21 protein-coding genes and 1 pseudogene are annotated in these 23,701 nt (G+C 44.3%); 5 read left to right on the forward strand and 17 right to left on the reverse strand.

The features are described 5' to 3' along the window. The 9 genes from VB714_RS18015 to VB714_RS18055 all read right to left on the reverse strand — a co-directional run. On the reverse strand, positions 1-3,119 hold a 3,119-nt coding region (locus tag VB714_RS18015), incomplete at its 3' end, for an efflux RND transporter permease subunit (protein WP_323226035.1). Between the two features lie 74 nt (positions 3,120-3,193). Next, positions 3,194-4,609, reverse strand: a complete 1,416-nt coding sequence (locus VB714_RS18020) for an efflux RND transporter periplasmic adaptor subunit (protein ID WP_323226036.1) — start codon at positions 4,607-4,609, stop codon at positions 3,194-3,196. A 341-nt stretch (positions 4,610-4,950) separates the two neighbouring features. After that, positions 4,951-6,162: a caspase family protein gene (locus VB714_RS18025; protein WP_323226038.1), complete on the reverse strand. Its 1,212-nt coding sequence runs from the start codon at positions 6,160-6,162 to the stop codon at positions 4,951-4,953. Beyond that, a complete protein-coding gene (locus VB714_RS18030; protein ID WP_323226039.1) occupies positions 6,159-6,557 on the reverse strand; it encodes a type II toxin-antitoxin system death-on-curing family toxin in 399 nt (132 codons plus the stop codon). Before VB714_RS18030 ends, VB714_RS18025 begins: the two co-directional genes overlap by 4 nt. Then, positions 6,554-6,781, reverse strand: a complete 228-nt coding sequence (locus tag VB714_RS18035; RefSeq protein ID WP_323226040.1) for a hypothetical protein — start codon at positions 6,779-6,781, stop codon at positions 6,554-6,556. Before VB714_RS18035 ends, VB714_RS18030 begins: the two co-directional genes overlap by 4 nt. 249 nt (positions 6,782-7,030) lie before the next feature. Beyond that, positions 7,031-7,411 (reverse strand): hypothetical protein, encoded by a 381-nt coding sequence (locus tag VB714_RS18040; RefSeq protein ID WP_323226041.1) that lies wholly within the window; start codon positions 7,409-7,411, stop codon positions 7,031-7,033. Between the two features lie 79 nt (positions 7,412-7,490). Beyond that, on the reverse strand, positions 7,491-9,116 hold the full coding sequence (gene guaA / locus VB714_RS18045; protein WP_323226042.1) for a glutamine-hydrolyzing GMP synthase: 1,626 nt from the start codon (positions 9,114-9,116) through the stop codon (positions 7,491-7,493). A 170-nt stretch (positions 9,117-9,286) separates the two neighbouring features. Further along, the gene (cbiD, locus tag VB714_RS18050) at positions 9,287-10,411 is read right to left on the reverse strand and encodes a cobalt-precorrin-5B (C(1))-methyltransferase CbiD (protein ID WP_416309729.1); all 1,125 of its coding nucleotides are present in this window, start codon (positions 10,409-10,411) and stop codon (positions 9,287-9,289) included. Between the two features lie 39 nt (positions 10,412-10,450). Beyond that, entirely contained in the window at positions 10,451-10,945 is a 495-nt protein-coding gene (locus VB714_RS18055; RefSeq protein WP_323226044.1) for a hypothetical protein, read from the reverse strand. Between the two features lie 271 nt (positions 10,946-11,216). Between VB714_RS18055 and VB714_RS18060 the strand changes: the two genes are divergently transcribed. Beyond that, complete coding sequence (locus VB714_RS18060; RefSeq protein WP_323226045.1) at positions 11,217-13,259, forward strand: amylo-alpha-1,6-glucosidase; 2,043 nt, start codon at positions 11,217-11,219, stop codon at positions 13,257-13,259. Between the two features lie 75 nt (positions 13,260-13,334). On the opposite strand, the gene VB714_RS18065 is transcribed toward VB714_RS18060, so the two are convergent. Then, entirely contained in the window at positions 13,335-16,028 is a 2,694-nt protein-coding gene (locus VB714_RS18065; RefSeq protein WP_323226046.1) for a putative bifunctional diguanylate cyclase/phosphodiesterase, read from the reverse strand. A gap of 239 nt (positions 16,029-16,267) precedes the next feature. Here VB714_RS18065 and VB714_RS18070 point away from each other — a divergent pair, with 239 nt between their 5' ends. Continuing rightward, positions 16,268-16,423, forward strand: a complete 156-nt coding sequence (locus VB714_RS18070) for a hypothetical protein (RefSeq protein ID WP_323226047.1) — start codon at positions 16,268-16,270, stop codon at positions 16,421-16,423. 113 nt (positions 16,424-16,536) lie between these two features. On the opposite strand, the gene VB714_RS18075 is transcribed toward VB714_RS18070, so the two are convergent. Further along, positions 16,537-16,809: a gamma-glutamylcyclotransferase family protein gene (locus VB714_RS18075; protein WP_323226048.1), complete on the reverse strand. Its 273-nt coding sequence runs from the start codon at positions 16,807-16,809 to the stop codon at positions 16,537-16,539. Between the two features lie 55 nt (positions 16,810-16,864). Between VB714_RS18075 and VB714_RS18080 the strand changes: the two genes are divergently transcribed. Both VB714_RS18080 and VB714_RS18085 read left to right on the forward strand, forming a co-directional pair. Beyond that, positions 16,865-17,536: a hypothetical protein gene (locus tag VB714_RS18080; protein WP_323226049.1), complete on the forward strand. Its 672-nt coding sequence runs from the start codon at positions 16,865-16,867 to the stop codon at positions 17,534-17,536. 125 nt (positions 17,537-17,661) lie between these two features. Then, entirely contained in the window at positions 17,662-17,931 is a 270-nt protein-coding gene (locus tag VB714_RS18085; protein ID WP_323226051.1) for a hypothetical protein, read from the forward strand. 17 nt (positions 17,932-17,948) lie between these two features. Here VB714_RS18085 and hpsP read toward each other — a convergent pair whose 3' ends face one another. From hpsP to VB714_RS18095, 3 genes and pseudogenes are all read right to left on the reverse strand, one after another. Beyond that, complete coding sequence (hpsP, locus tag VB714_RS18090) at positions 17,949-19,136, reverse strand: hormogonium polysaccharide biosynthesis glycosyltransferase HpsP (protein ID WP_323226052.1); 1,188 nt, start codon at positions 19,134-19,136, stop codon at positions 17,949-17,951. Between the two features lie 68 nt (positions 19,137-19,204). Continuing rightward, a pseudogene (locus VB714_RS27510) lies at positions 19,205-19,312 on the reverse strand (type II toxin-antitoxin system mRNA interferase toxin, RelE/StbE family); the annotation flags it as partial. Between the two features lie 2 nt (positions 19,313-19,314). Then, a complete protein-coding gene (locus tag VB714_RS18095) occupies positions 19,315-19,536 on the reverse strand; it encodes a hypothetical protein (RefSeq protein ID WP_204102296.1) in 222 nt (73 codons plus the stop codon). 224 nt (positions 19,537-19,760) lie between these two features. Here VB714_RS18095 and VB714_RS18100 point away from each other — a divergent pair, with 224 nt between their 5' ends. Beyond that, complete coding sequence (locus tag VB714_RS18100; RefSeq protein ID WP_323226053.1) at positions 19,761-20,243, forward strand: DUF29 domain-containing protein; 483 nt, start codon at positions 19,761-19,763, stop codon at positions 20,241-20,243. Between the two features lie 2 nt (positions 20,244-20,245). Here the strand turns inward: VB714_RS18100 and hpsO are convergent, their stop codons facing one another. The 3 genes from hpsO to VB714_RS18115 all read right to left on the reverse strand — a co-directional run. Then, positions 20,246-21,424, reverse strand: coding sequence for a hormogonium polysaccharide biosynthesis glycosyltransferase HpsO (hpsO, locus tag VB714_RS18105; protein ID WP_323226054.1), 1,179 nt, complete (start codon positions 21,422-21,424; stop codon positions 20,246-20,248). 24 nt (positions 21,425-21,448) lie between these two features. Further along, positions 21,449-22,432 (reverse strand): hormogonium polysaccharide biosynthesis glycosyltransferase HpsN, encoded by a 984-nt coding sequence (gene hpsN, locus VB714_RS18110; protein WP_416309730.1) that lies wholly within the window; start codon positions 22,430-22,432, stop codon positions 21,449-21,451. 22 nt (positions 22,433-22,454) lie between these two features. Continuing rightward, the coding region (locus tag VB714_RS18115) for a hypothetical protein (RefSeq protein WP_323226056.1) at positions 22,455-23,701 on the reverse strand (1,247 nt) is incomplete at its 5' end.

Below are 23,701 nucleotides of genomic sequence, written 5' to 3' on the forward strand. Positions count from 1 at the left end.
ACAGGAATCACCACTAATGTTAACAAAGTAGAAGTGGTAAAACCGCCAATTACCGCGATCGCCATAGGACTGCGAACCTCTCCATCTCCGCCAAATTCAAGGGCGATAGGAATCATTCCCGCAATCGTAGAAAGAGAGGTCATCACAATGGGACGGAAACGAGACACCCCAGACTCAATTAGTGCCTTAAAGCGAGGTTTACCTTGGTGCATGGCATCTAGGGTAAAATCAACTAAAAGAATAGCATTTTTTGTCACCAATCCCATTAAGAGAACGATACCAATTAGGGCAAAGAGTCCGAGTTCTTTTTGCGTCACCAATAATCCTAAAAACGCCCCCCCAAAAGATAAAGGTAAAGCTGCCAGAATTGCCAAAGGATAGAGAAAATTGTTGTATAACAACACTAAAATGGCATAAATCGATAAGACTGCCAAAAATAATGCCCCGACGAAACGAGAGAAAATATCTCGCATAATCTCGGCATCTCCCACGGGTTCTTCTGTGACATCAGGAGGGAGTTGCATCGCTGGTAATGCCCGTACCATGTCCACTGCATCCCCTAAAGCCAATCCTTCTAAATTGGCATCTAACGAGACTTGACGACTGCGATCGAAGCGTTTAATTTCGGCGGGACCGCTTCCCCAACGGATGGTTGCAACAGCAGAGAGGGGAACCAGTCCACCGTTAGAACTGGGAACCCGCAAGTTTTTTAGGGTTTCGATATCCTTGCGGAGATCCGAGTCAATTTGGATGCGGATGGGAATCTGGCGATCGCTTAAATTAAATTTGGCTAAATTGGATTCGGTATCGCCAATTAAAGCCAGAGAAGCGGTGTGGGCGATCGCCTGGACGGAAACACCTAAGTCAGCAGCGCGATCGGGATTCGGATCGATGACGATTTCCGGCTTCACTAAACTGAGAGTGGAAGTAACATCCACTAATCCAGGAATTTCCCGCATTTGCCGTTCTAGGGCTTCTGCGGTTGTTGCCAAACTGGTAGGATTTTCACTCTTTAAAAGAATCGATAAATCCTTGGAATTTCCTGCCCCTCCTTGAGCCTGAAAAGAGACTCTCGCCCCTGGTATTTGTTGGAAAATTTTCCGCATTTCTTGTTCAAACTCAAAGCGATGAATGCGTTCTGATTTCGGCACTAAATTGATGTAAGCTATACCAGAATTGATATCGCTTGCATTGGCTAAAACATTGTCTACTGCTGGATTATCTAATAAAAGCGCTGTGGTTTTTTTCAGAACTGCGGTGGTTTCTTCTAAAGTCGATCCGGGGGGTAATTCCACAGAAACGAGACTCAATCCCATATCTCCCCCTGCAAATAAACCTTTGGGAATAAAAGGAACCAGTTGCAAACTACCAATAAAAAAGGCGAGGGCGATGAGTAAAGTAGTGATGCGATGGCGCAAGGCCCAGGTTAACATACTGCGATAAATGCGGCGACGTTTGGGGGGAGTGGGGGCGATCGCCTCTTGAAATTCCTGACGATAAGGATCTAGCGATCGCACGTTACGATCCCCCCTGCCCCCCTTAATAAGGGGGGTGGCGATCGCCGGGGGGATCGTTTTCCCATTCCCATTTCCTCCCTTATCAAGGGGGGTGGCGATCGTTCCGTTGCTAGTTGCTGGTTTTGGCTGCAATAAATAAGCACTCAACATGGGAGTCATCGTCGTCGCGACTAAGGTAGAAAACATGGTCGCGACAGCAACAGTTACACCGAAGGGTTGGAAAAACTGCCCTGGAATGCCCCCCATAAATGCGACGGGGAGAAATACCGCGACAATTGTTGCCGTTGTGGTAATCACCGCTAAACCAATTTCCCTGGCCCCATCTGTAGCGGCTTGTATGGGCTTTTTCCCCATTTGCAAATGCTGATCGATGTTTTCGATCATGCAAATGGCATCATCAACTAAGTTCCCCATTGCTAACGCTAACGCTAACAAGGTCATGCCGTTGAGGGTGTAATTTAAAGCCTGCATGACCCAAAACGTGGGAATAATTGAGAGGGGAAGTGCTAAGGCAGTGATAAAGGTCATCCGCAAATTTTGCAGGAAAATCCCCACCACCAACACAGTTAAAACCGACCCAATTAACAAAGCGCTAAACGTAGAATTATAGGAAATGCGAATTTCATCTCCCCTCGTGAAATTAAGGGTAAATTTAATATCATCCGAGAGGGTTTGCTTCAGCTTTTCAATTTCCTTAATTACCCCTTGTTCTACTGTTACCAAGGTTGTTCCCGTACTTCGCAAAACGGAAAAGGCAACGACGGGTTGATTGTTGAGAAATGCTGCTTGTCTGGGGTCGCCGAAACCATCGATGACTTCTCCCAAACTGGATAAAGCAACCGTCGATCCATTGGGGAGAACAATGCGATAATTCCTTAAATCTGCAACGGTTTCGGCACTACCGAGGGTGCGAATATTTTGTTCCCCTCCTGCTACTTCCGATCGCCCCCCTGGTAAGTTGATATTAAAGTTACGAATTTGCGCGTTGACTTCCGTGGCTGTAATACCATAAGCCTGCAAGCGGCGATCGCTGAGATTGACCCGAATTTCGCGATCGACTCCCCCCAGGCGTTGAATTTGGGACACCCCAGGGACGCTAGAGAGGGCGCGGGCAACTTTGCGATCGACGAAATCGCTTAATTCTTCAACGCTGAGTTTGTCCGAGGAGACGGTATAGGTCATAATCGATCCGCCGACAAATTCCAAGCGTTCTACGATGGGTTCGTTGACATCCTGGGGCAGATCGGAACGAATTTGGGTAATGGCATTACGAACGTCGTTGGTGGCGCGATCGCTATCGGTACCAATGGTAAATTGAATAACGGTAGTGGATCGCCCGTCGGTGACGGTGGATTGTACTTCATCAATATCTCCCAAACCCGCTACGGCATCTTCAACTTTTTTCGTGACTTGGGTTTCCATTTCCACAGGTCCTGCCCCCTGTTGGGTGACAGTCACTTGCACAAGGGGAAAATCAATATTGGGTTCGGAGTCAATACCCAAGGAGAAAAAGCACATTAGTCCCACAATGCTCAAAATGAGGAACATCACGAGGGTGGGGACGGGATTTCTAATCGACCAAGAAGAAACGTGAAAAGACATTTCTGTTATTTGTTGTTGTTGTTGTTTTGCTTGACCTCCACTCTTTCCCTTGTTAAGGGGACGCTGGAGAAGTTTTATTCAGTCGTGAAAGATTCACTGGCAATCTCAATCAGATCGCCATTTTTAAGGTAAGGTGCGCCTTTGACGGCCACGCGATCGCCCAAAGTTAAGCCGGAAAGAATTTCAATGCGATCGTCGGGTAAAATTCCCCCCAGGGTGACGGGTTGCGAGACTACGGTGTTATCGCTTTGAATGACGAAAACAACGGCGGTACCATCTTCTTGCGGTAGGGCGGCACCGGCGGGAATTGTGACTCCAGACTCGGCGGAGGTGACGATCGCCCCTCGCAGGAACATTCCTGGTTTTAATCCTCCTGTCCTCGGTAAATCGACTTTAACCGTGGCTTGGCGAGATTCTTCGTCTACGAGGGGATCGAGGGTTCGCACTCGCCCCAGCAAGCGCAGATCGGGGTTAGCATCGGAGGTAATACGCACGGGTTGATTGGATTTAATTTGCCCGATTTGGGTTTCGGGTACTTTAAGGAGAAGTTCTAAGCGGGCATTTTCAATAATGGTAAAAAGGCGATCGGAGGAGGAGGTAATATCCCCGACGCGGGCATTCCTTTCGGCGACGATGCCGCTACGAGGGGCAACCACCCGCATATCCTCGAGTTGGGCGGCGATGAGTTGCACCTGACCCCTTGCTTGTGCCAATTGTGCCTCTGCTTGGGTAATAATTTCGGGACGGGGACCTCTTTTTAGTTCCGTCAGACTTGCTTCAGCATTTCGCACACGCGCTTCAGCATTTCGCACACGCGCTTTGGCTTGTGCCAATCTCGATTTGATATTGGTTTCTTGGTTTAAGATTTCATTGAAACGATCCCGCGCGATCGCTCCCTCTTCTTCCAAAAAGCGATTGCTTGTAACCCGCCCTTGAATTAATTTTACATCGGCTTCGGCTTGTAATACCTCTTCCTTAGCTTGTACTACGTCTCCCCTGGCTTCTTTGACAGCTTCCTCTCCTCGTGTCACTTCTTCCGTCCGACTACCCGCCCGCAATTCTGCCAAACGTGCTTCAGCTTGGGCTACACTTGCTCTGGCTTGAGTCAGTTGCGCTCTCAGGACGGTACTATCGAGGATAGCGAGGGGTTGTCCGGCTTTAACTCCGGCTCCTTCCTCCACTAAAACTTGGATGATTTTCCGTCCGGAGGCTTGGGAAAGCACGGGAATCAGTTCAAAAGCATTAACCGTTCCTGTTGCCTCTAGGGTACGATTAACGGGGGTGAGTTTCGCTTCTGCGGCGGTGATACTTTGCGCTTTACCAGGCGATCGCTTTTCGGGGGCAGATGTATTTCCTGCGGGTTGCGATTCTGAGGTTGAGGGAGAAATGAATTGCCCGACAACAACGGCGATCGCTAAACCAATGCCAATCCCGATCGCGACGGGAATTTTGCCGATAAACCATTGTTTGGGAGAGCCAGATTTGAACATGGAGCAGGTCAGAGAGGGAAAATTTAAAAAGAATCTTAATGTTTTGTTACTTTTTTTAATTTTAACGAGTTACGGGAACGATGGGAAATATTCTCTCAGTTTAAACATTGGCCGACCAGTCGGTCAATAGCAAAAGAACTAACCTACGCTCTTATTTCCCATCCGGTTGATTGACCAGAAAGCACTCAAGAGCCATCCATTCTCACAGTTATTGGTGTTGTAGTGGGAGCGTCTCGCTCCCTAGCTTTTTGTTCTACCCCTAGCTTTTTGTTCTACCCCTAGCTTTTTGTTCTACCCCTAGCTTTTTGTTCTACCCCTAGCTTTTTGTTCTACTATTCTACTCAAGCAAATCTCAATAAAGTTCCTACTCCAACTCTGCCTTGATAGGTTCCCTCTGCCCAAAATTGTTCTCGTTTCCCTAGAGTCACTCTTCCTCGCCCGCCGATCGCCGTCAATTTCATACCTGGATTCACCAAACCGGGATCGATACCCCCCAATAATACCGTCACGCGATCGCCATCTTTCTTAATGACAACAGCTTGAGCCGGCGATCGCGGATTTTCGCTAAAAAAGATAGCTTCATCACCGTAGGGTTTCCCTGGTTCAATAGAAAGTTTCGGTTTTTGTGAGTGATTAATATCATTCCTTTGCAAATTATCTTGCATTCGACCTCCAACACTTAAAGCCGTTTCCTCTGGGGTGCTATTGTTATCTTGCCAAAGATATTGCGTGAGTTGATAGGTGAATGCACCAGCGACAAAGCCATTGAATTGTTGATCGAGTGCAGTCTGATCCGGTTGAGTTGAAGCTAAGACAATACCCTTGGCTATTCCTTCACGATAGCGCTTGACAAACTCTTCGGGAGACCAGCCAAATTTACGCAACCATCGGTTTTGATAGGCTGTTTCTTGGTCATTAGCTTGTATTTGGTTGCCCCCATCCCGCGATCGCACTCGAAGATTGCGAACTGTTGCCCCCGCATAGCAACTATCGAGAACTGCTGTAAAATTATCAGTTTGTATCGAAGACATCAACAAAAATAAGGTATGTCCCATAATATCAGCAACAGTTCCACCTTCCGTGAGATAGGTCGAGGGTAAATTGGCATCGACTGGGACAAAACTCCCACTTAAACCTTCTCCCGTTATTCTAGACACATAAAGGGGATTGGGATCGCGAACGAGTGAACCGTGACCGGAATAGTGAAAAACAACCACATCGCCTGGTTTTGCCTGTTTGATTAAATGCTCCTCAAAGGCATCGAGAATGCCCTGTCGCGTGGCTTTAGCATCATCGAGGATAACGATATCGGCAGGGTTAAAACCGAAGCGGTGAACCAGCAAATTTGCTTGCAGAATGGCATCATTAACGCAACCATATAAAGGTCCCGTGGCTGTGCTATATTGGTTGATCCCGACCAGTAAAGCCAGTTTGCGCGGGGTGCGTTGTGCTAATACTTTGCCATAGCGATCGAATTGCCAGCGATTGACTCCCCAAGCGGTTAAGGCGGCTCCTCCGGCTTGTAGGAGATGACGACGAGAAAATTTTATCATTTTGTTTGTGCCTCTATTTGAGAATTATTTGTTAACCATTGTGCCAAAGATACTTGGGTTTCGCGATCGCAGGCCAACCCTTCCATCATGGCGATCGCTTCTTGTTCGGGAGCATCTAGCAGATAATTATTTACTAACAAAAAAGTGGCCGCGGCTGCAAATGCCGTTCTTTTGTTCCCATCAATAAAAGGGTGATTTTTAGCGATTCCATATCCATAGGCCGCCGCGAGTTCAAATAAATTAGGTTGTTCATAAGCAAATAAATGTTTGGGACGTGCCAGACTTGCAGAAAGTAAATTTTCATCTCGTACTCCTGCACTGCCTCCATGTTGCTCAATTTGCTTGGCGTGAATGGCTAAAATAACATCTTCAGACAACCAAGATGGTTCATTCATTTGGCTAACTCCCGAAACGCATTTTCATATTTTTCGCTAATTGTTTGATAGGCTGCCATTGCGCGATCGAAGTCAGCTTCATTGCTGGAATTCGTAGATTTGTGTTCCTTCCCATTTTGCTCTTTATCGAGCAGGGAATGCAATAAGGCGATCGCATCGGGTAATGCTGCATCGGGTAACTTGTTGGCTAATGTCGCAATTTCTTGGCGCATTTCGATACTCATTTTTAGTTTCCTCATAAAAGACTGGTTTGGGGGGACAATGCACAAGGCGATCGCCGCCATCTTATCTTATAGTTTAATCTTTCCAATCGCCTTATCGAGTTAAGCCTACGACTCCTTCCCCTTGCATGGCTTCCCCGATCCCGCTTGATTTGTTGCAGAAGATTTTACCGACTTAAAATTTAAAATGTTTAATTATAGCCAAAGAAGGGAGAGAAATATTTAATTTCTCCTCCTTCTTATTTTCAGAATTTATGCTTCCGAAATTTCTTCAACTTCCACAGCTACCATCGCGCTACTCAACGCTTCTTGACGAACGCAACCCCCGGTAAAGGCAGCATACCAAGTATCGCTGATGGTTTTATAGAACTGGGTAATGGTAACAGTTTGACCGCTATAGGGAAGCGCGATCGCGTCTCCTGCTTTGAGGCCATCGTGTTCTAAGATTGGTGTGGCCTTGCGCGGTCTGGGAACTTTGTGAGGTTTACTGGGAACAGAAATAGAGGGTTTGACAGGAACAGAACTGGATGGCTTCGGTGTAGAATCTGGAGATTTAGGAGGAATAGACGCTTTAGACTCAGATTGAGGGCGAGATTTCGGCCGCATTAAAGCAGGTTTGTTGGATGGATTCATGGGACTCGCAGCTAAACAATATATACAAAAATATTTTACATCTCCTTCCTTTGAAGATCGGGAAGAAGATGCAGGCTAATCACTCCCATTCTATTGTTCCTGGGGGTTTAGAGGTAATATCGTAAACAACACGATTCACTCCTTTAACTTCATTAACAATGCGGTTGGAAATTGTTTCGAGGAGGTCGTAAGGCACCCGCGACCAGTCCGCCGTCATGCCGTCTTCGCTGGAGACGAAACGCAAAACGATAGGATGGGCATAAGTGCGGCGATCGCCCATAACTCCGACGCTGCGAAGGGGTAAAAGAACGGCAAAAGCCTGCCAGAAGTCGTTGTATTTGCCTTGTTTTTGGATTTCATCCCGCACGACAAAATCCGCATCCCGCAAGATGTTCAAGCGTTCGGCGGTAACTTCGCCGATAATACGAATGGCTAAACCGGGACCTGGGAAAGGATGGCGACGGATGATTTCTGAGGGTAAACCGATCGCGGTACCGACTTTGCGGACTTCATCTTTGAAGAGTTTTCGCAGGGGTTCAATTAGTTTGAATTGCAGGTCTTTGGGGAGTCCGCCAACATTATGATGGCTTTTGATTTTTACCGCTACTCGTTCCCCAGTTTTCGGATCGACATTAGTATCGGCGGATTCAATTACGTCGGGATAAAGGGTCCCTTGCGCTAAATAATCAAAGGGTCCAAGGCGTTTGGATTCTTCCTCAAAAACGTGAATAAATTCGTGACCGATGCGACGGCGCTTTTCTTCGGGATCCGTGATGCCGACGAGTTGAGCGAGAAAACGCTCTCGAGCGCTCACATATTCCACGGAAATATGAAATTGATTGTCAAAAAGTTCGATCAGTCGTTCCGGTTCTCCCTTCCGCATAAAGCCTTGATCGATGAACATACAGGTGAGGCGATCGCCGATGGCTTCGTGCATCAAAAAGGCAAGGGTGGAGGAGTCTACCCCCCCAGAAAGGGCAAGTAGAACTCGTTTATCCCCGACTTTGGCACGAATTTCGCGAATTGATTCTTCCACAAAGGCTTCCGTTGTCCAAGTGGGTTCGCAGTCGCAAATGTGATAGACAAAATTGCGAATCAGTGCCTGTCCGTAGTTGGAATGCACCACCTCGGGGTGAAATTGTACGCCATAGAGATGTTTTGTGTGGTGGGCGATCGCGGCACAATGGGTATTATCGGTATGTGCCAAAATGGAGAATCCCTCGGGCAGTTGTGTACAGGAGTCGCCGTGACTCATCCACATGGTGGAGTTATCTTCAACGTTGGTGAGTAAATCTGTGGGATCGTCGATACAGAGGGAGGCTTTCCCATATTCTGCATTTTTGGCCCGTTCGACACTTCCTCCCAACTGCTTCACCATTAATTGCATCCCATAACAAACCCCGAGAATGGGAATTCCCAATTCCCATATAGCGGGATCGCATTGAGGGGCAAAATCGTCATAAACGGAACTGGGTCCTCCCGATAAGATAATCCCTTTCGGGTTGAGTTTTGCGAGATGTTCGGCGGTGGTACGATAAGAGAGAACTTCTGAATATACTTGCGTTTCTCGAATGCGTCGGGCGATAAGTTCGGAATATTGCGAACCAAAATCCAAAATCGCGATCGTTTGACGATTGATACTTGCTTCTAAGGACTTTTCTGGTAAAATCTCTAGGGTGGTGGGGGTTTTGATTTGAGTGGTCATGTGCTTCTATATTTAGGTATGCGAAAGCGAGCCATCAAGGCGATCGCAAGAAAAGATGAAAGGAAAGGTTTTGGGTTTTAGTTCGGAAACCGTGCAGACAATGTAAATATGACAAAATCGACTCCTTAATCAAGATCGCCAGCTAAAATCTAGGAGTCAAAATTTATTAATTAGTTGTTCAAAGAATTATACCATAACTGTGAAAAAAGCGTTGTTCCATTTTGACTTTTAACAATAATGTTACGATCGCGATCGAATAAGACGGAACCGATACAAACATCGCGATCGCCGTGTTTGCGGATATATTCTTGGCTGCGGCGATCGATGGTTTCAGCGATGGAGGTATAAACGCGATCGACGCTTTCGGGTTGGATTTGACGCAAGAGTTGTAAAGCTGCTTCTGTGGTGGTGCTTTGAAATACTTTTTCGAGAATGTTGGTGGGTAAGCCTATTTTGGCACAGTGCGCCGTAAGAATTTCTAAGCGTCCGTCGGCAAGGTGGTGATGGGTGTGAAAAATACCCCCTGCGAGTTTAATCAGTTTACCATGATAGCCGAACAGTAACAGCGATCGCACTCCGGAAACTCCCGCCGTTACCAGTAAAGGACCCAACCAATTTGCAGTTTTCACGAGGCGATCGGCTTCAATGCCTAAATTACGTGCTAAATCTAAACCATTTTCTCCCACGCAAAACACTAAAGTATCAAATTCTGCCGCTTTTTTAGACAATTCTTCCCGATAGATTTCTAACTGTTGGGGAGAACTTAAAGGCTGACTAATTCCAGTTGTTCCTAAGAGAGAAAGTCCTTCAACGACACCAAAGGCTTTATTGGCGGTTCGTTCTGCAAGTTTGCGTCCTTCCGGTAGAATGATTTTAACTGTAATTGCTTCATTTATGGCGAGTAAAACTTGCAAATTGTGTTGTAAGAGTTTGTGTGCATAAGTATAAATTGCTGCTTGTCCGTGGCGATCGCTTTGTTTGCCAATTCCTTCTCCTCCTGCGATCGTAATTTGGGGAGATAGATCGGTCTTATTTTGCCATTCCACAATTGCCCAAATCGGAGTATTTCGGGTTAAATCGAGGTTATCTCCAGGATCGCTGTGGGTAATGGCTAAGGCGGCGCGATCGCTAATTTTGGCAATTTGCGCGATGGGAATCTCTACAGTTTGTGGGGGATCGATGAGGTTAATTTGTACGGTTTCTAAAGGTGTTTGTTGCTGGAGATAACGTAAAGAAGCAACAGCAGCAGCACAGGCAAAAACAGGTAAGGTAAACCCCGATCGCGGTTGAGAAATGGTCACAAAAAAACTTAATTTGGAGAAAGAACAAGGTAACTACTCAAAACAAATTGATGTCGTGCCATGATTGCTAAAATCCGGTGCAATACGCTTGATTTGAGCTAAGGTTTTTTCATTTACCCAGAATATGACCGGTAAAGGTAAAGATTTATTAAACTCATCGCGAACAAAGTTAACCTCCTCGAGTAAAGTCTTGATATTGACAGCAGACTCCAAACCCATTACTGCTAGAGCATCGGGATAGTGCGATCGCATTACCCCATCGAGAATATCCAAGAGATGAACGACAGAGGGATGAAGCGTGACTTCCTGTAGGGATATCTCAGCGCAGTTCGCGATTTGATTGAGAATTTGTTGGCGCAGTCGGGAACTCTCGCACCGTGCAAAAATCAAGGAATATTCTCCTTGAGACAACGCGATCGCCCTTTTTAAACTCGATAAACCCTGTTGGTTCTGTACGGACAAGTAAGATTGCCGAGAATGCAAGGGTTTGTGGTAAGTTTTATATTGATTAATTAAAGATTGAATCATTTTCCAAGTTACTGTTTTATAGTAAATCCTAGGACTTAACTCTATTGTGAAGGGGAATTGAAAAATTGCCCAATAATTTCTCCTACAATTTCAGAAAAAGGGTTTTCGCTCAAAAATATCAATTGATAAGTTGACCTTTAAGAACTTAACACTTGAGAACTTAACATTTTAGAGGGAATCTCAGTTACTCAGATCCAAATTTGTAAAAATTTGTAAAGGATTACGACATTTGTTATTAGCTCTCACTTTTTAGAACAAAGGAACTCAAAAAATGGGCATCGAATTCGGACGAGAGATCTGCGGGCATCTTCCTACATCGGAAGCACGAGAATGGTTAGTGACGAATGGGAATGGGGGCTATGGAGCAGGAACGGTGTCTGGAATGCTGACCCGGCGCTATCATGGCCTGTTAATTGCCGCCCTCAATCCTCCGTTAGGACGGACGTTATTGTTAACAAAACTTGACGAACTCGTTCAATATCGCGGTCAAATGTATCCCCTTTATAGCGATCGCTGGGCAGATGGTTCCGTTGCCCCCCACGGCTATCGGGAAATCGAAAGTTTTCATCTGAATGGTTCTATTCCCGTCTGGAAATTCGCGATCGCCGATGCACTCCTGGAAAAACGGATCTGGATGCAGGCAGGAGAAAATACAACTTATATTCGCTATACTCTACATCGCGCCCGTTCTCCCCTTTCCCTCTCAATTAAGGCCTTAGCAAACTATCGCGATTTTCACGGCGAGACTCATAGCGGGGATTGGCAGATGAAAACTGATATCGTGGATAGTGGCATTAGGGTCAGGGCTTTTGAAGGAGCAACCCCCTTTTATTTATTTGCCGAACGAGAAGGCAATAATGTTCTCCCCAAACCGCAATGGGAACCCGCCCATACTTGGTATAAAGACTATAGTTTAAGCGTTGAAGAGTATCGCGGACTGGCCGATCGCGAAGATCACCTTTATGTCGCCAACTTGGAAGTAACGCTGCAACCCGGAAATTCTCTCACCTTAATTGCCAGTACCGTGCAGTTTCCTTCTCTTCAGGGAGGAGAATCTTTGCAGCAACAGAAAAATCGCGATCGCGCCTTACTCGATCGCTGGTACAAAACCCCCTACCTTTTTGCCAACGAAGCGCAAAAAAATACAATTCCCGACTGGATCGAACAATTAGTCTTAGCCAGCGATCGCTTTATTGTCGATCGGACCCTTCCCAACGAACCCGAAGGCAAAACGATTATCGCTGGCTATCCTTGGTTTGGAGACTGGGGACGAGATACCATGATTAGCCTGCCAGGTTTGACCCTTGCCACCGGTCGCCCGGAAATTGCCAAAATTATCCTGCAAACCTTTGCTCAATATTTAGATCGAGGAATGCTGCCCAATTTATTCCCCGACGGCACAAACAGCCCGGAATATAATACCGTAGATGCAATTCTCTGGTACTTTGAAGCCATTCGCGCCTATTACATGGCAACCCAAGATATTAACTTCATGGGTGAGTTATTTCCTGCATTAGAAGAGGCGATCGAATGGCACATTCGCGGTACTCGCTATAACATTAAGGTCGATAGCAAAGACGGGTTGCTTTATGCCGGAGAAATAGGTTTGCAATTGACCTGGATGGATGCAAAAGTTGATGATTGGGTCGTAACACCCCGCATTGGCAAACCGATTGAAATTAACGCCTTATGGTATGGTGCTTTGGTATTAATGGCACATTTAGCGAAAGAGTTAGGCAAACCTTCAGAAAGATACGAGGCCATGGCACGGAAGGCGATCGCCGGGTTCAGTCGCTTCTGGAATTACGGCATGGGATATTGTTATGACGTGATTGATAGTCCCGAAGGCAACGATCCGTCCTTGCGTCCCAATCAAATTTTTGCCGTTTCTCTACCCGCAGAACTGGCAAAAATTGGCGGCTCTCCTTTACTATTGCCTCGAGAACAAAAAAGTATTGTTGATGCCGTTGCTCAATCTTTACTCACCTCTCACGGACTGCGATCGCTGTCCCCAGACGATCCTAATTATGCAGGAGTTTATGGAGGCGATCGCTATCAACGAGATAGCCACTATCACCAAGGTACGGTTTGGGGTTGGTTAATCGGTCATTTTGTCCAAGCACATCTGCACGTTTACAATAATCCGACTTTGGCACAAGAATTCTTAGCTCCGATGGAACATCATCTCAAAGATACTTGTGTGGGGAATCTGAGTGAAATCTTTGATGGCGATGCCCCCATGACTCCGCGAGGGGCTTTTGCTCAAGCCTGGACTGTAGCTGAGGTGTTGCGAGCTTGGTTGTTATCTCGATAGAGTGAGAATTAGCAAGGAGGAGTGCGAAATCTCTTCTTGTTGGCGATGAATTCCGCGATCGCCCTACCACTAACTTTATCCCCGATCGTTCATCCTTTCTCTAACCCATTGGTTTGCGTCTGCGATCGCAACAGGAGCAGAGAAAAAATAGCCTTGGGCTAGGTCGCACCCGAGGGATTTAAGAGTTTCTATTTGCGAGAGAGTTTCTACCCCTTCCGCGACTAAATTCATACCCAAACCGCGAGCAAGGGTGATGATTGTGTCGATAATTGCGATAGGATGGGTGTTTTCCTGTAATCCTTTCATAAAGGAGCGATCTATTTTAATTGTATCAATGGGAAATTCATGCAAGCGACTTAAGGAAGAATAACCCGTCCCAAAATCATCAATACAGAGTCCCATTCCTAATGCTTTGAGTTGTTGGAAGCGATCGCGGGAAATATCGATTTCTAATAAGCAACTTTCGGTAATTTCTAATTTTAATTGTGTCTTATCGATTTGGGTTTCTAGACATATTTGCTCGAGTTTTTTGATAAAATCAACTTGTCTGAGTTGTAACGGAGAAAGATTGACATTTAACTGAAACTTATCCCGATCGCCTTCTATTTCTTCTTGCCATTGTTGCAACTGATTGCAAGCAGTTTTAAGTACAAACCACCCCAAACGCTCGATCGCGCCATTTTCTTCAGCAAGGGGAATAAATTCATCGGGAGAGACTAATCCTCGTTGGGGATGATTCCAACGCACAAGAGCCTCAAATCCTCGTAATTTTCCGGTAGATAAACAAATAATAGGTTGATAATACAAACAAAATTCTTCTCTTTCGAGTCCCCGTCGCAGATCGTTTTCTAATTGCAATTTTTCAAGGGTTTGAATTTGCATTTGAGGGTCGAATACTTCATAGCGCCCTTTCCCTCGAAGTTTGGCACGATACATCGTAACATCTGCATCTCGCAATAGATTTTCGGGGTGGGTGTAATAAGGACCTCCCTCAACAATGCCAATACTGCCTCGGGTAAACAATTCGTAAGTTTTGATTTGAAAAGGAGTATCCAATTTTTCTAGTAGGGTTTCGGCAATTTTAATCGCCTCATCAACTCCCGATATTGTTTGCAATAAGACGGCAAATTCATCTCCGCCAAAACGAGCGATAATGTGATGAGGGGCTAAACTATCTTGCAGTCTCTTGGCGACGGATTTAAGCAGTTCATCTCCCATCCAGTGTCCCAAGCTGTCGTTGATGGCTTTAAAGCGATCGAGATCGATAAATAAAACAGCATAAGTTAACCCCTCATGGGCGCGATCGCGGCTAAAAGCGATCGCGTCTTCGAGATGTTTGAGAAAACAAGATCGGTTGGGTAATTGGGTCAGATCGTCGTGGAGGGCGCGATAACGTAATTGTTCTTCAGCATGGCGGCGGGCAGTGATATCTTGTACTGTGCCTTCATAATAGAGAAGATTTCCCCTCTTGTTGCGGACGGCGCGGGTATTTTCGGAAATCCAAATGAGGGTTCCATCTTGGCGATAAACTTGAGACTCAAAGTCAGCAATGATGTCATTCTCTTGGAGAAGATGGGTGAATTGGGTGCGGCGTTGGGGATCGACGTAGAGTTGATGGGCGACATCGGTAAGGGCGACGATGAGATCTTTGGGAGAATTATAACCGTAAATTTGGGCAAGGGCGGAGTTGGCGTTCAGATAATGTCCGTCGGGAGAAGTTTGAAAAATCCCGACGGGGCTATTCTCAAAGATGCTGCGATATTTAGTTTCTGCGAGTTCTAGGTCTTCCCCGGTCTGTTTGCGTTCGATCGCGATCCCTGCAATATGAGAGGCAAAGTGCATCAGTTGCCCTTCTTCTGGGGTTGCAATGCGAGTGGGAGTATCTTCAATAATAAAGAACCCTAATATTGTTTGCTGAGAAGATAAAATCGGGGTTGATTTAGATTGCCATTTTTTTCCTTTGCTTTTGTTTTTGCTTTTGTTTCTCTGGTAACTTTTAACTTCTAAGATGGGTTGGCCTTTTTTGTCCAAGAGGGCGATCGCCAAATTGCGATCGCCAAATTGGTCTTCGATCGCCTGCAATAAAAGGGATAAGGTTTCTTCGAGATCGCGATCGGTGGAGATGACCTCGAGAATTTGTTTTTGACTGCTGAGGAGATTAATAATAGAGGTGCGATCGGGCATAGGTCTAGAAACAGCAAAAATTTTGCCATTGGGGGCATGGGAAATCAACTCTGGGGCATTATGACTCGTGAGGAGTTGATAGCGCTTTTTGCTTTCTTGCGGGGATTCAACGGGACGACTGAAACGGTTTGATGGTGTTAAATCTTGGTCTGAGTTTCTCTGACCCGTTTCCAAAATGGGGGATATCCCTTCCACTAAAATAGCTTGTTTGGCAAAGGTGGTGCGAATTTCCGAGCAGTAACAGCGCCAAGACAGAGAAGAACCTTGACTCTCAAAGGTCCAATCCACAATCTTGCTTTTGATGCGATGCTGCCATGTTTGAGCTTTATTTTTAGTTTTAGCACGGAATTTAGAGCATAATGAGGCAGGAACCGCACTGGTGAAATTGTAGTCCTTAAGCACAGATAAACAGGGAACATCCCACAATTTGAGAGCCGCATCATTACCCCAGCAAATTTTTTGTGTCTCGAGATCGACGATCCAAAGGGGCGATCGCACCAAATTCAACGCATCGAGTTCCGATTGCGCCCAAAAATCCCTCCAAATATTCGCGTCACCTTGTCGTTCTTGACTAATTTGCAACATTCAGATCGATTGGGAAAAATCCCTGAAAAACAGTAGCGATGTCATCTGACTCATTCATCAGAAAAATGAGTAGAAACCCCGTCCTGATAGACGGCTTTATATTAGTTTCGCTACCGCCTTGGAGTTGTTTAATTAGGGTGCTTTTGTATTGCACTTTTAACAGGACAATTACTGTATCTAATTAAACAACCCTGTACGCATAGCGGTTTTGCTCTTTCGAGCCTCCTATTTCTAGGGTAATGTTAGCTTCGACTGTCTTGGTCAGCATTCCCTCTTGGTCGATTGGATATGGCGAGGAAACCTCGCCATCCCTCGACCGCTTGCGCCCTTCGGCGACGCGGGGTCTGACCGCAATGTTAAAAGGGCTTGTTAGGTTAGCAGCACTATTTCAGTGACCTTAAAATTGTTTAACTGCTAACGACAGAGCGGGGAACTAGCTTCGCATTCCCAGGTGTCGTGACCCAAATAACGTAGTACGCGGGGTACTGAGTCTGGTCAGAAGGGCCTGTTAGATTTCTCTTTCAAGCCTCACGCCTTTAGGCTGAGGTTTCTGACAATCTTCCAAACGATCCAAGGATGTTAAAACTCCTGGATCGTTAAATATTAGCAATACGCCCCAAACTTTTCCCACTCCAAGGGTCATGGCTGGATAGCCGAGGGGAAGCGCGTACAAGTTTCCCCGCGCAAACGCAGGAATTTCCGCGATCGCCTTTCCCGCACAATAGCGATCGTAATTAGATTCTCCCGGTTTTAGGGTGCCATAAACAAAAACTGTCAACATTCTTGGAAACTATCTAATACAATGAAAATATAAAAATGGCGTGCAGTAACCGATCGTGCAAACTCAGCGTTTTCCTGAATGCAATCACTCCCTTGTTAAGTCGCTCTTTCGCTACAGCGATCGCGATTTATTGACTCTATTCCAGAATCATCCCGAACAGGGCAAGTATTTTGTCGCTATTTTCTGCCGCTACAGTCCCATTGTTTATACTCTCATTGCTCATTCAGCGCGATCGCCGGTTCAAGGAGATTATCTCTTTGCTTTGACCTGGCGACATATTTTTTATGAGATGCGCGGGTTGGAGTTGCGCGATCGCAATGCCAAGGAGTCTAGTTCTTTCCAAAATTGGCTGATTAACATGACGGCGATTTGCATTAATCAAGCTAACCTCCCCCCTGTAGAGTCGATTAATTACAGCCTCCAAGCCGCTTCTCCTCCCCTTTGGTGCTATCTGGAACAGTCTCTTGATATTCTTCCTCCCATCGTGCGTTTGATTCTGGTGATGTCCAAAACCTTTCACTGGAGTTCTAGTCGCGTTGCGGCTTATCTACAAGCAGAAGGTGAAATGCTCTCTCCGGTTGTAGTTCAAGATTACCTCGATCGCGGCTGCCGCTTGCTGGAAACGAATTTACCCGAGGACATTCGCGAAATTTATTTGGGAGAATGGGGGGAAGGCAATGAAGATAGTTCTTCCCAGTCTGCTCTGGTTTCCAGCGATTCTACTTAACAGGCACGGGAAATCACCAAAATAATCTAAAAAGAATTTGGACTGAAACTCCCCCTAAACCCAAAAAATGTTCTATAATAAAATTGTTGACTAAAAAATCAATAAACGAACTAAATCTTAAAGCCATGATTAAACATTATATCCTCAGCCTCGAACCAAACGCGAAACACCCTTGGGATCGCTGCGTCCTGCGGGATCCAATTACAGGAGAGCGTCCGGAACTATTGGAGGCGATCGCCGAAGGGACGGAAAATCAAGCGGGTTCTTATTTAATTGCGGTTAACCTCGAAGTGACTGTTTTAGAAAAGGCCAGCGCTGCTTTACTCAAAAAATCTTCTGAAGGGGCGATCGCTTCTTTTCCTACCCTTAAATCTGAAGCTGTGAAAGCCTCCTAGTTATTGTACCTCAGTTCTTATGTCAAGGAACTGGGGTTTAAAATTTTGCGATATTCTGCTTTCATTTGTTGCGCGATCGCATCCCAACTGTAATTGGCGATCGCCGCATTGCGGGCATTTTCTCCTTTTTGTCGTCTTTGTTCGGGATTTTGCAGTGCCGATCGCAGTTTTTCGGTAATATCCTTGCGATCGCATTGCGTCACCCATCCTGCATCGGCCTCTTGAATAGCATCCCAAATATAGACTTTATGAGAAATTAAGACTGGAATTCCGGCTAACATTGCCTCTGCAACAGCAATACCAAAGTTCTCATAATAAGAAGGTAAAACGAATAGATCTGCGTCCTGTAGTAAAGCTAATTTCTCTTCTCCTTGGACAAATCCCGCGATCGTCGTGCGCGATCGCAGTCCTGCATCTTCCACCATCTTAAAAACTGACTGTTCGTATTCTGGGTCTTGAGAATTTGACCCTGCTAAAACAAAATGAAAATCAATTCCTTCTGTTGCTAATTGTGCCAAAGCTGGAAAGAGCAAATCAAAGCCTTTTTTCGGGTCAATTCGGGACATAAACAAGACCAAAGGTATATTTTCATCAATTTTCCATTTTGCCCGTGCTAAACCTGATTCTGGCAAAGATGCCGATAATTCCACACCCAAGGGAACAATAATATCGCGAGTTTTTCGGCCAAAGCGATGGGAAATTCTCGCCTCTTCTTGACTGGTAAAATGAACACCTGCTGCTTTGGCTAAATTAGGCGCTTCCCAAAGAGCAGCATAAATCTCCTTGAGTTGTTTTTTCTTTTGTAAATCTGCTGGATCGAGAGTTCCTAAAGGACGCAAAATATAAGGTAAATTAATATTTCTCGCGACGATTGCGGCGGCGGTACTGACGGGGGAAAATAAAGCATGAATATGTACGATATCGTATTCTTTCCCATGTTTAGCCAGCCATTTTAACAATCCTAAAGAAAACTTATAACGTCGGAAAGGAGAACAGCGAAAATAGCGAATCTGATAGCCATTTTCCTCGACAGGAGAATCTAAGGGAACATCTAAAGGCGGTTGTCCAACGTCACCATTGGAATCGGTTGTTAAGATAGTTACTTCAACATTTTCCTGTGCTAAAGCAGCAGATAGTCCTCGTACCATTTGACTGGGACCACCATAAACGAGGGAAATAGAAGGAATAATTTGCAGAACTTTCATAGATTTTAATTATTATGAGGCTGGAAGTATTAATTTATCTAACCCTCGCATCATCTGAATTATTCAAATAAAATAAACTGTTCTAATTTCCCCCAAAACTTCGTCTCTAAATCTATACTACCTTTAACACGCTTTTTAAAAGCACGTTTAAACGAAGAACTAAAACTGACTTCCACAACTATTCCTCCAGCATCTGTTTGAGTTCATTCAAATCGGAAGAAAACCTCAGTTTACCCTTTTCTTGTTCAACTTGCGCTAACTTGACATTATTATAAATCTCGTTACGGCGCTCTTCACGGATGTATTGTAGCAACAACCGTTGAATTTCCTGTTTCTCATCTGTTGAAAGATGTTTGATTCCTTCGACTACATCATTAAAGGTTTTGATTGAACTAACCATTAGTAATTTTAAATTGAGAGTGGTTGTCGTGTTCTTCTATCTTATTATACTTCACAACTTTACCAAAATCTGAGGATCGCCAATCTCCTCTACTAAAATGAGTTTTCGATGGAACTGCGATCGCAAGGGTAAAATTAATGTATTGAAAAGAACAAGCAGGATCATAGCGTGCGATAAGTTAAAGAAAATTTTATGTTAAGCGATCGCAAGCAGGAGCAAAACAAATGACGATAAAACTCCCACTATCCCAGTTAAACCAACTCTATCAACAAGACTATCAAGAATGGATAAAAGGAACAATCGCCGTTTTACGCGATCGCTCCTTTAGCTTACTAGATTTAGATAACTTAATCGAAGAAATTGAAGATATAGGAAAAAGCCAAAAAGATTCCCTTGAAAGTAACTTAACTATTCTTCTGATGTACTTGCTTAAATATCGCTTTCAACCCGAAAAAAGAATTGATAGTCAAAGTTGGAGATACTCCATTGTCGAACACAGACGACGGTTGTTACGCGCGTTCAAAAAAAGTCCCAGTCTGAGACGTTATTTCGAGGAAATATTCGCTGAATGCTATCAAGATGCTCGACAAGATACTAAAACTGAAACTCAATTACCTTTAGATATATTTCCAGAAATTTGTCCATTTTCCCAAGCAGAAATTCTCGATCCAGACTTTCTACCCGATCGCGAGACTCCCGAATTCTAAAACTATACTTTTTCCTCTTTTAATTCGCGATAAAATGTTAAAAGTTCTTGAGCTAAGGCCTTATTAGTATATTGCTTCATTGCCTTTTCATAACCTCGACGAGCCAAATTTTCTCGAAATTCTGCATTTTCCATTAATTGCTGCAAACAAATGCGTAATTTTTGAGCATTTCCTTCGGGAAAGGTCAAACCGACATCGCGAATAACATTAGGTATCTCTCCAGAATCAGAGCCAACAACCGCTACTTTACAGCCCATTGCTTCAATTAAAACATGACCGAACTGCTCCTTCCAACCGACGGCTGTTAGAGTTTTAAACTTATAGGTTGTTTCAGACGGTAAAACTAACACATTCATCAGATTGATATAGCGAGAAACTTCATCGTGAGGGACACTTTCGACTAAAATTAAACGATCTTGAATCCCTGCTTCTAAAGCTCGTTTTTGAATTTCTTCCTTTAATTCTCCTCGTCCCAATAAAAGTAATTGCCAGTTTTTCTCAGTTAATTTTGCAACCGCTTCAATTAAAGTTAAAATTCCTTTTTCTTCGACAAACCTGCCCACAAAACCAATAATAAAATTATCATTATCAATATTTAAACGTTCAGTTATTTCTGGTTCAAAGCGAGGATAAAACAATTTTTCATCAATGCCAAGTTGCGGCGAAACTTTGACGGCTCCCGTATATCCATGTTCTCGTAAAATATCCACACCATCTTGATTTCCAGCAATTAATCCATCAGTATTACTCAAATTATATTTTTCCAGCAGTGAAATAGGAAATTTATTAGTATAGGGCAAATTCCACCACGTAAACAAGCAATTCTTGGCTTTTAATCCCAACAACTTATTTAAGGTAATAAATTGAGCATAAGCAAAAGATTTTACACCTTGTTCGACTTGGATAATATCAGGTTTAAAAGAACGTAAAAAAGAAATAATTTCCCAGCCAAATGTCAGTAAACCTTGATTATTTTCGCTAAAATTAGCGATGGGGAGAATGTGAAAATTTCCTTCATGGCGAGGTTGAGGTTCAATAATTTTATTTTGTACACCCCCAGGTCGCCAGCGTTTGGGAACAATAATTGTAACTTCAATCTCTGGCTCTAAACGCGAAAGTTCCCTAAATTTTTCACAATTGAGATCGACAATATAAGTATGACTGACAACTAAAATTTTCATGTTTGTAACAGATAAAGTAATTCATTATGGTTTGGTTACAACTGGTAACTGGCGACTGTAAACTTGTCCGTTGTCCCAAAGTCCATGAATGCGGGTTTTTACAGCATCAAAAAAGCCCAAACTATAAAAAATTCCTCGCGTGACAATTTTGAGAGGAGAACCGCTTTTATTGCAAGGAGGATTGCCGAGAACATGACAATCAAATAGTTTGAGATAGAGGCGCAATTGTTGGTAAGGGGTGAGATTTTTTTGCGCCATGAGAAAATGATTGTGATAAAAAGTGATTTGATATTTAAGCGATCGCGTACTGATATCGTGACATCCTCCCGTTTCTTCCCCCAAATGAACAAGATGCGCCTCGGGATCGTACCAAATTTGATAACCGGTTTTCCGCAACCGCAAGCAAAAATCCGATTCCTCCCGCACCGCAGACCCGCGAAAACGCTCATCAAACCAAACACCATGTTTTGTAAAAATATCCTTACGATAGGACATATTGCAACCCCGCGCTGAAATCACTTGTTGAGGTTTGGTTGTATGAACCAAATCGATGTAATACCAAGCGATCCCCGGATCCATCGCTTCGGGAGGTAATGTTTCGATTTCTAAATCTCCCCCCGAGTCACCTAATTTCATGCGATCGAAAACTCTTCCTGCAACAGCCCCTACTTCGGCGCGATCGTAGTTGCGGGCGTGGTTTCGTAAATATCCGGTTTCCATTTGCACATCATCGTCAATAAAAACGACAATTTCTCCTTTGGCCTGTCGGACTCCATAATTTCGCGCCCCAGGCAAACTAGCCCAATCTAAACGCAACCAACGAATCTTTCCCGTATCGGCAAGGTCTTGTAAATAAGTTTCCGTTTCTGAGTCGTGTTTTTGGGTTTGATCCACCACCAAAATTTCAAAATCTGGATAGTCTTGCTTTAAAACATCGGCAACACTATCGCATAACACAACTTCTCGTCCATAAGTGGGAATAATGACAGAAATAGAGGGAAAATTCATCATGTTTATATCCTGTTAATTTTTAGGCTGCTTTTTGGGTCATTTTAGTCTTCGATTTTTTGCGATTGAGTCCCAATTGCGCTTCTTCTACTTTAGCGGCTTTAATCTGTTCCTGTTCCTGTTTGTCAATTTCCGGCAATTTGAAGATTAATCCTACAAACAACCAATAATAAACGGCAACGGGATCGGTGTCTAAGGGATACCAATAAGTATTAAAACTAATAATTAACAGAAAAACCCAAAGACTGGAGGCATAACTGCGAATCGTTGGGGTTTTTACAGAACGCCGAATTTGGAATGTCACCCAGACAATATTGGTAGTGAAAGCAATAAAAGCGATACAGCCTAATGGTCCCATTTCATAAATCAATTTAGGATGGAATGTTTCTACTAATGCAGCGCTGCCAAACACCCGCGTAGAATTTGTAGCTTTCCCCAAACCTCGCCCTAATGGTCCTCGTTGTTCATCAAATGCCCAATGAAATTGCTCTTCAATAAAGGCAGTAGGTGGAGATGCTTCTGCGCGACCACTTAAACTATCCAGTCGATCTTGAATCAGAGTAGGATTGGTAGTAATCACAATTCCCAGCAGTAGTACCAATCCTAATGCAATGGGAATAAAGCGCTTGAGATTGGCCATTTGTCCGGTTAAAACAAATAAAATAACTGTTACAACAGGAACTAAAGCAAGAGCAATACGCTGACCTGAAATAACTGAATTGACAAAGACTAAAACCATACCCATTAATCCACCCAATCGCCACCAGAGAGATGTATCGCCAAAAGCAACGGTAAAAGTAATTGCACTATTAGCAATTAAAAACCATGCCCAGTGCCAAGGAGAGGCAAAAGTTCCGGGTAAACGAATAAAGTTTTGTTCGGGAGTAAAACCTACGGCACCACCTACAAAACATTTTGCATCTACACTAGCTTTAAAGAGAGCATCCGCAACCTCATTTCGGGTTCCGACACAGGCACCCGAATCCAATAAATAATATTGATAAACACCGAGTAAAGTACAGATAATAGCCAGAACGAGATGTACCCTTCCTAAGCGTAATAAGTCTTTTTTATTATTAATCATATAATAAGTACAAAAGATTAAAGGAACATAGCCAATGAGGACTTTCAATCCTAACATACCTTGTGCCAATGGGATGCCATCTTTACATAATGCGCCTTTCCCTCCCTTTGGCAAACTCGAACAAACTGGCAAAGCAAATTGCATCATGCCGTTAACAACTAATAATGTTAGAGTTGCAGCGACAA

It is taken from the genome of Spirulina sp. 06S082, assembly GCF_034932145.1.
Classification (GTDB): Bacteria; Cyanobacteriota; Cyanobacteriia; order Cyanobacteriales; family Spirulinaceae; genus CCY15215.

Coding starts and splice junctions, on each gene's coding strand:
- VB714_RS18020 (WP_323226036.1), bottom strand. CDS start 4,609: ATGTTCAAATCTGGCTCTCCCAAACAATGGTTTATCGGCAAAATTCCC.
- VB714_RS18040 (WP_323226041.1), bottom strand. CDS start 7,411: ATGAATCCATCCAACAAACCTGCTTTAATGCGGCCGAAATCTCGCCCT.
- VB714_RS18025 (WP_323226038.1), bottom strand. CDS start 6,162: ATGATAAAATTTTCTCGTCGTCATCTCCTACAAGCCGGAGGAGCCGCC.
- VB714_RS18030 (WP_323226039.1), bottom strand. CDS start 6,557: ATGAATGAACCATCTTGGTTGTCTGAAGATGTTATTTTAGCCATTCAC.
- hpsO (WP_323226054.1), bottom strand. CDS start 21,424: ATGAAAATTTTAGTTGTCAGTCATACTTATATTGTCGATCTCAATTGT.
- VB714_RS18065 (WP_323226046.1), bottom strand. CDS start 16,028: ATGTTGCAAATTAGTCAAGAACGACAAGGTGACGCGAATATTTGGAGG.
- VB714_RS18060 (WP_323226045.1), top strand. CDS start 11,217: ATGGGCATCGAATTCGGACGAGAGATCTGCGGGCATCTTCCTACATCG.
- hpsN (WP_416309730.1), bottom strand. CDS start 22,432: ATGAATTTTCCCTCTATTTCTGTCATTATTCCCACTTATGGACGAGAA.
- VB714_RS18100 (WP_323226053.1), top strand. CDS start 19,761: ATGACGATAAAACTCCCACTATCCCAGTTAAACCAACTCTATCAACAA.
- hpsP (WP_323226052.1), bottom strand. CDS start 19,136: ATGAAAGTTCTGCAAATTATTCCTTCTATTTCCCTCGTTTATGGTGGT.
- VB714_RS18075 (WP_323226048.1), bottom strand. CDS start 16,809: ATGTTGACAGTTTTTGTTTATGGCACCCTAAAACCGGGAGAATCTAAT.
- VB714_RS18085 (WP_323226051.1), top strand. CDS start 17,662: ATGATTAAACATTATATCCTCAGCCTCGAACCAAACGCGAAACACCCT.
- VB714_RS18055 (WP_323226044.1), bottom strand. CDS start 10,945: ATGATTCAATCTTTAATTAATCAATATAAAACTTACCACAAACCCTTG.
- VB714_RS18095 (WP_204102296.1), bottom strand. CDS start 19,536: ATGGTTAGTTCAATCAAAACCTTTAATGATGTAGTCGAAGGAATCAAA.
- VB714_RS18035 (WP_323226040.1), bottom strand. CDS start 6,781: ATGAGTATCGAAATGCGCCAAGAAATTGCGACATTAGCCAACAAGTTA.
- guaA (WP_323226042.1), bottom strand. CDS start 9,116: ATGACCACTCAAATCAAAACCCCCACCACCCTAGAGATTTTACCAGAA.
- VB714_RS18070 (WP_323226047.1), top strand. CDS start 16,268: ATGTTAGCTTCGACTGTCTTGGTCAGCATTCCCTCTTGGTCGATTGGA.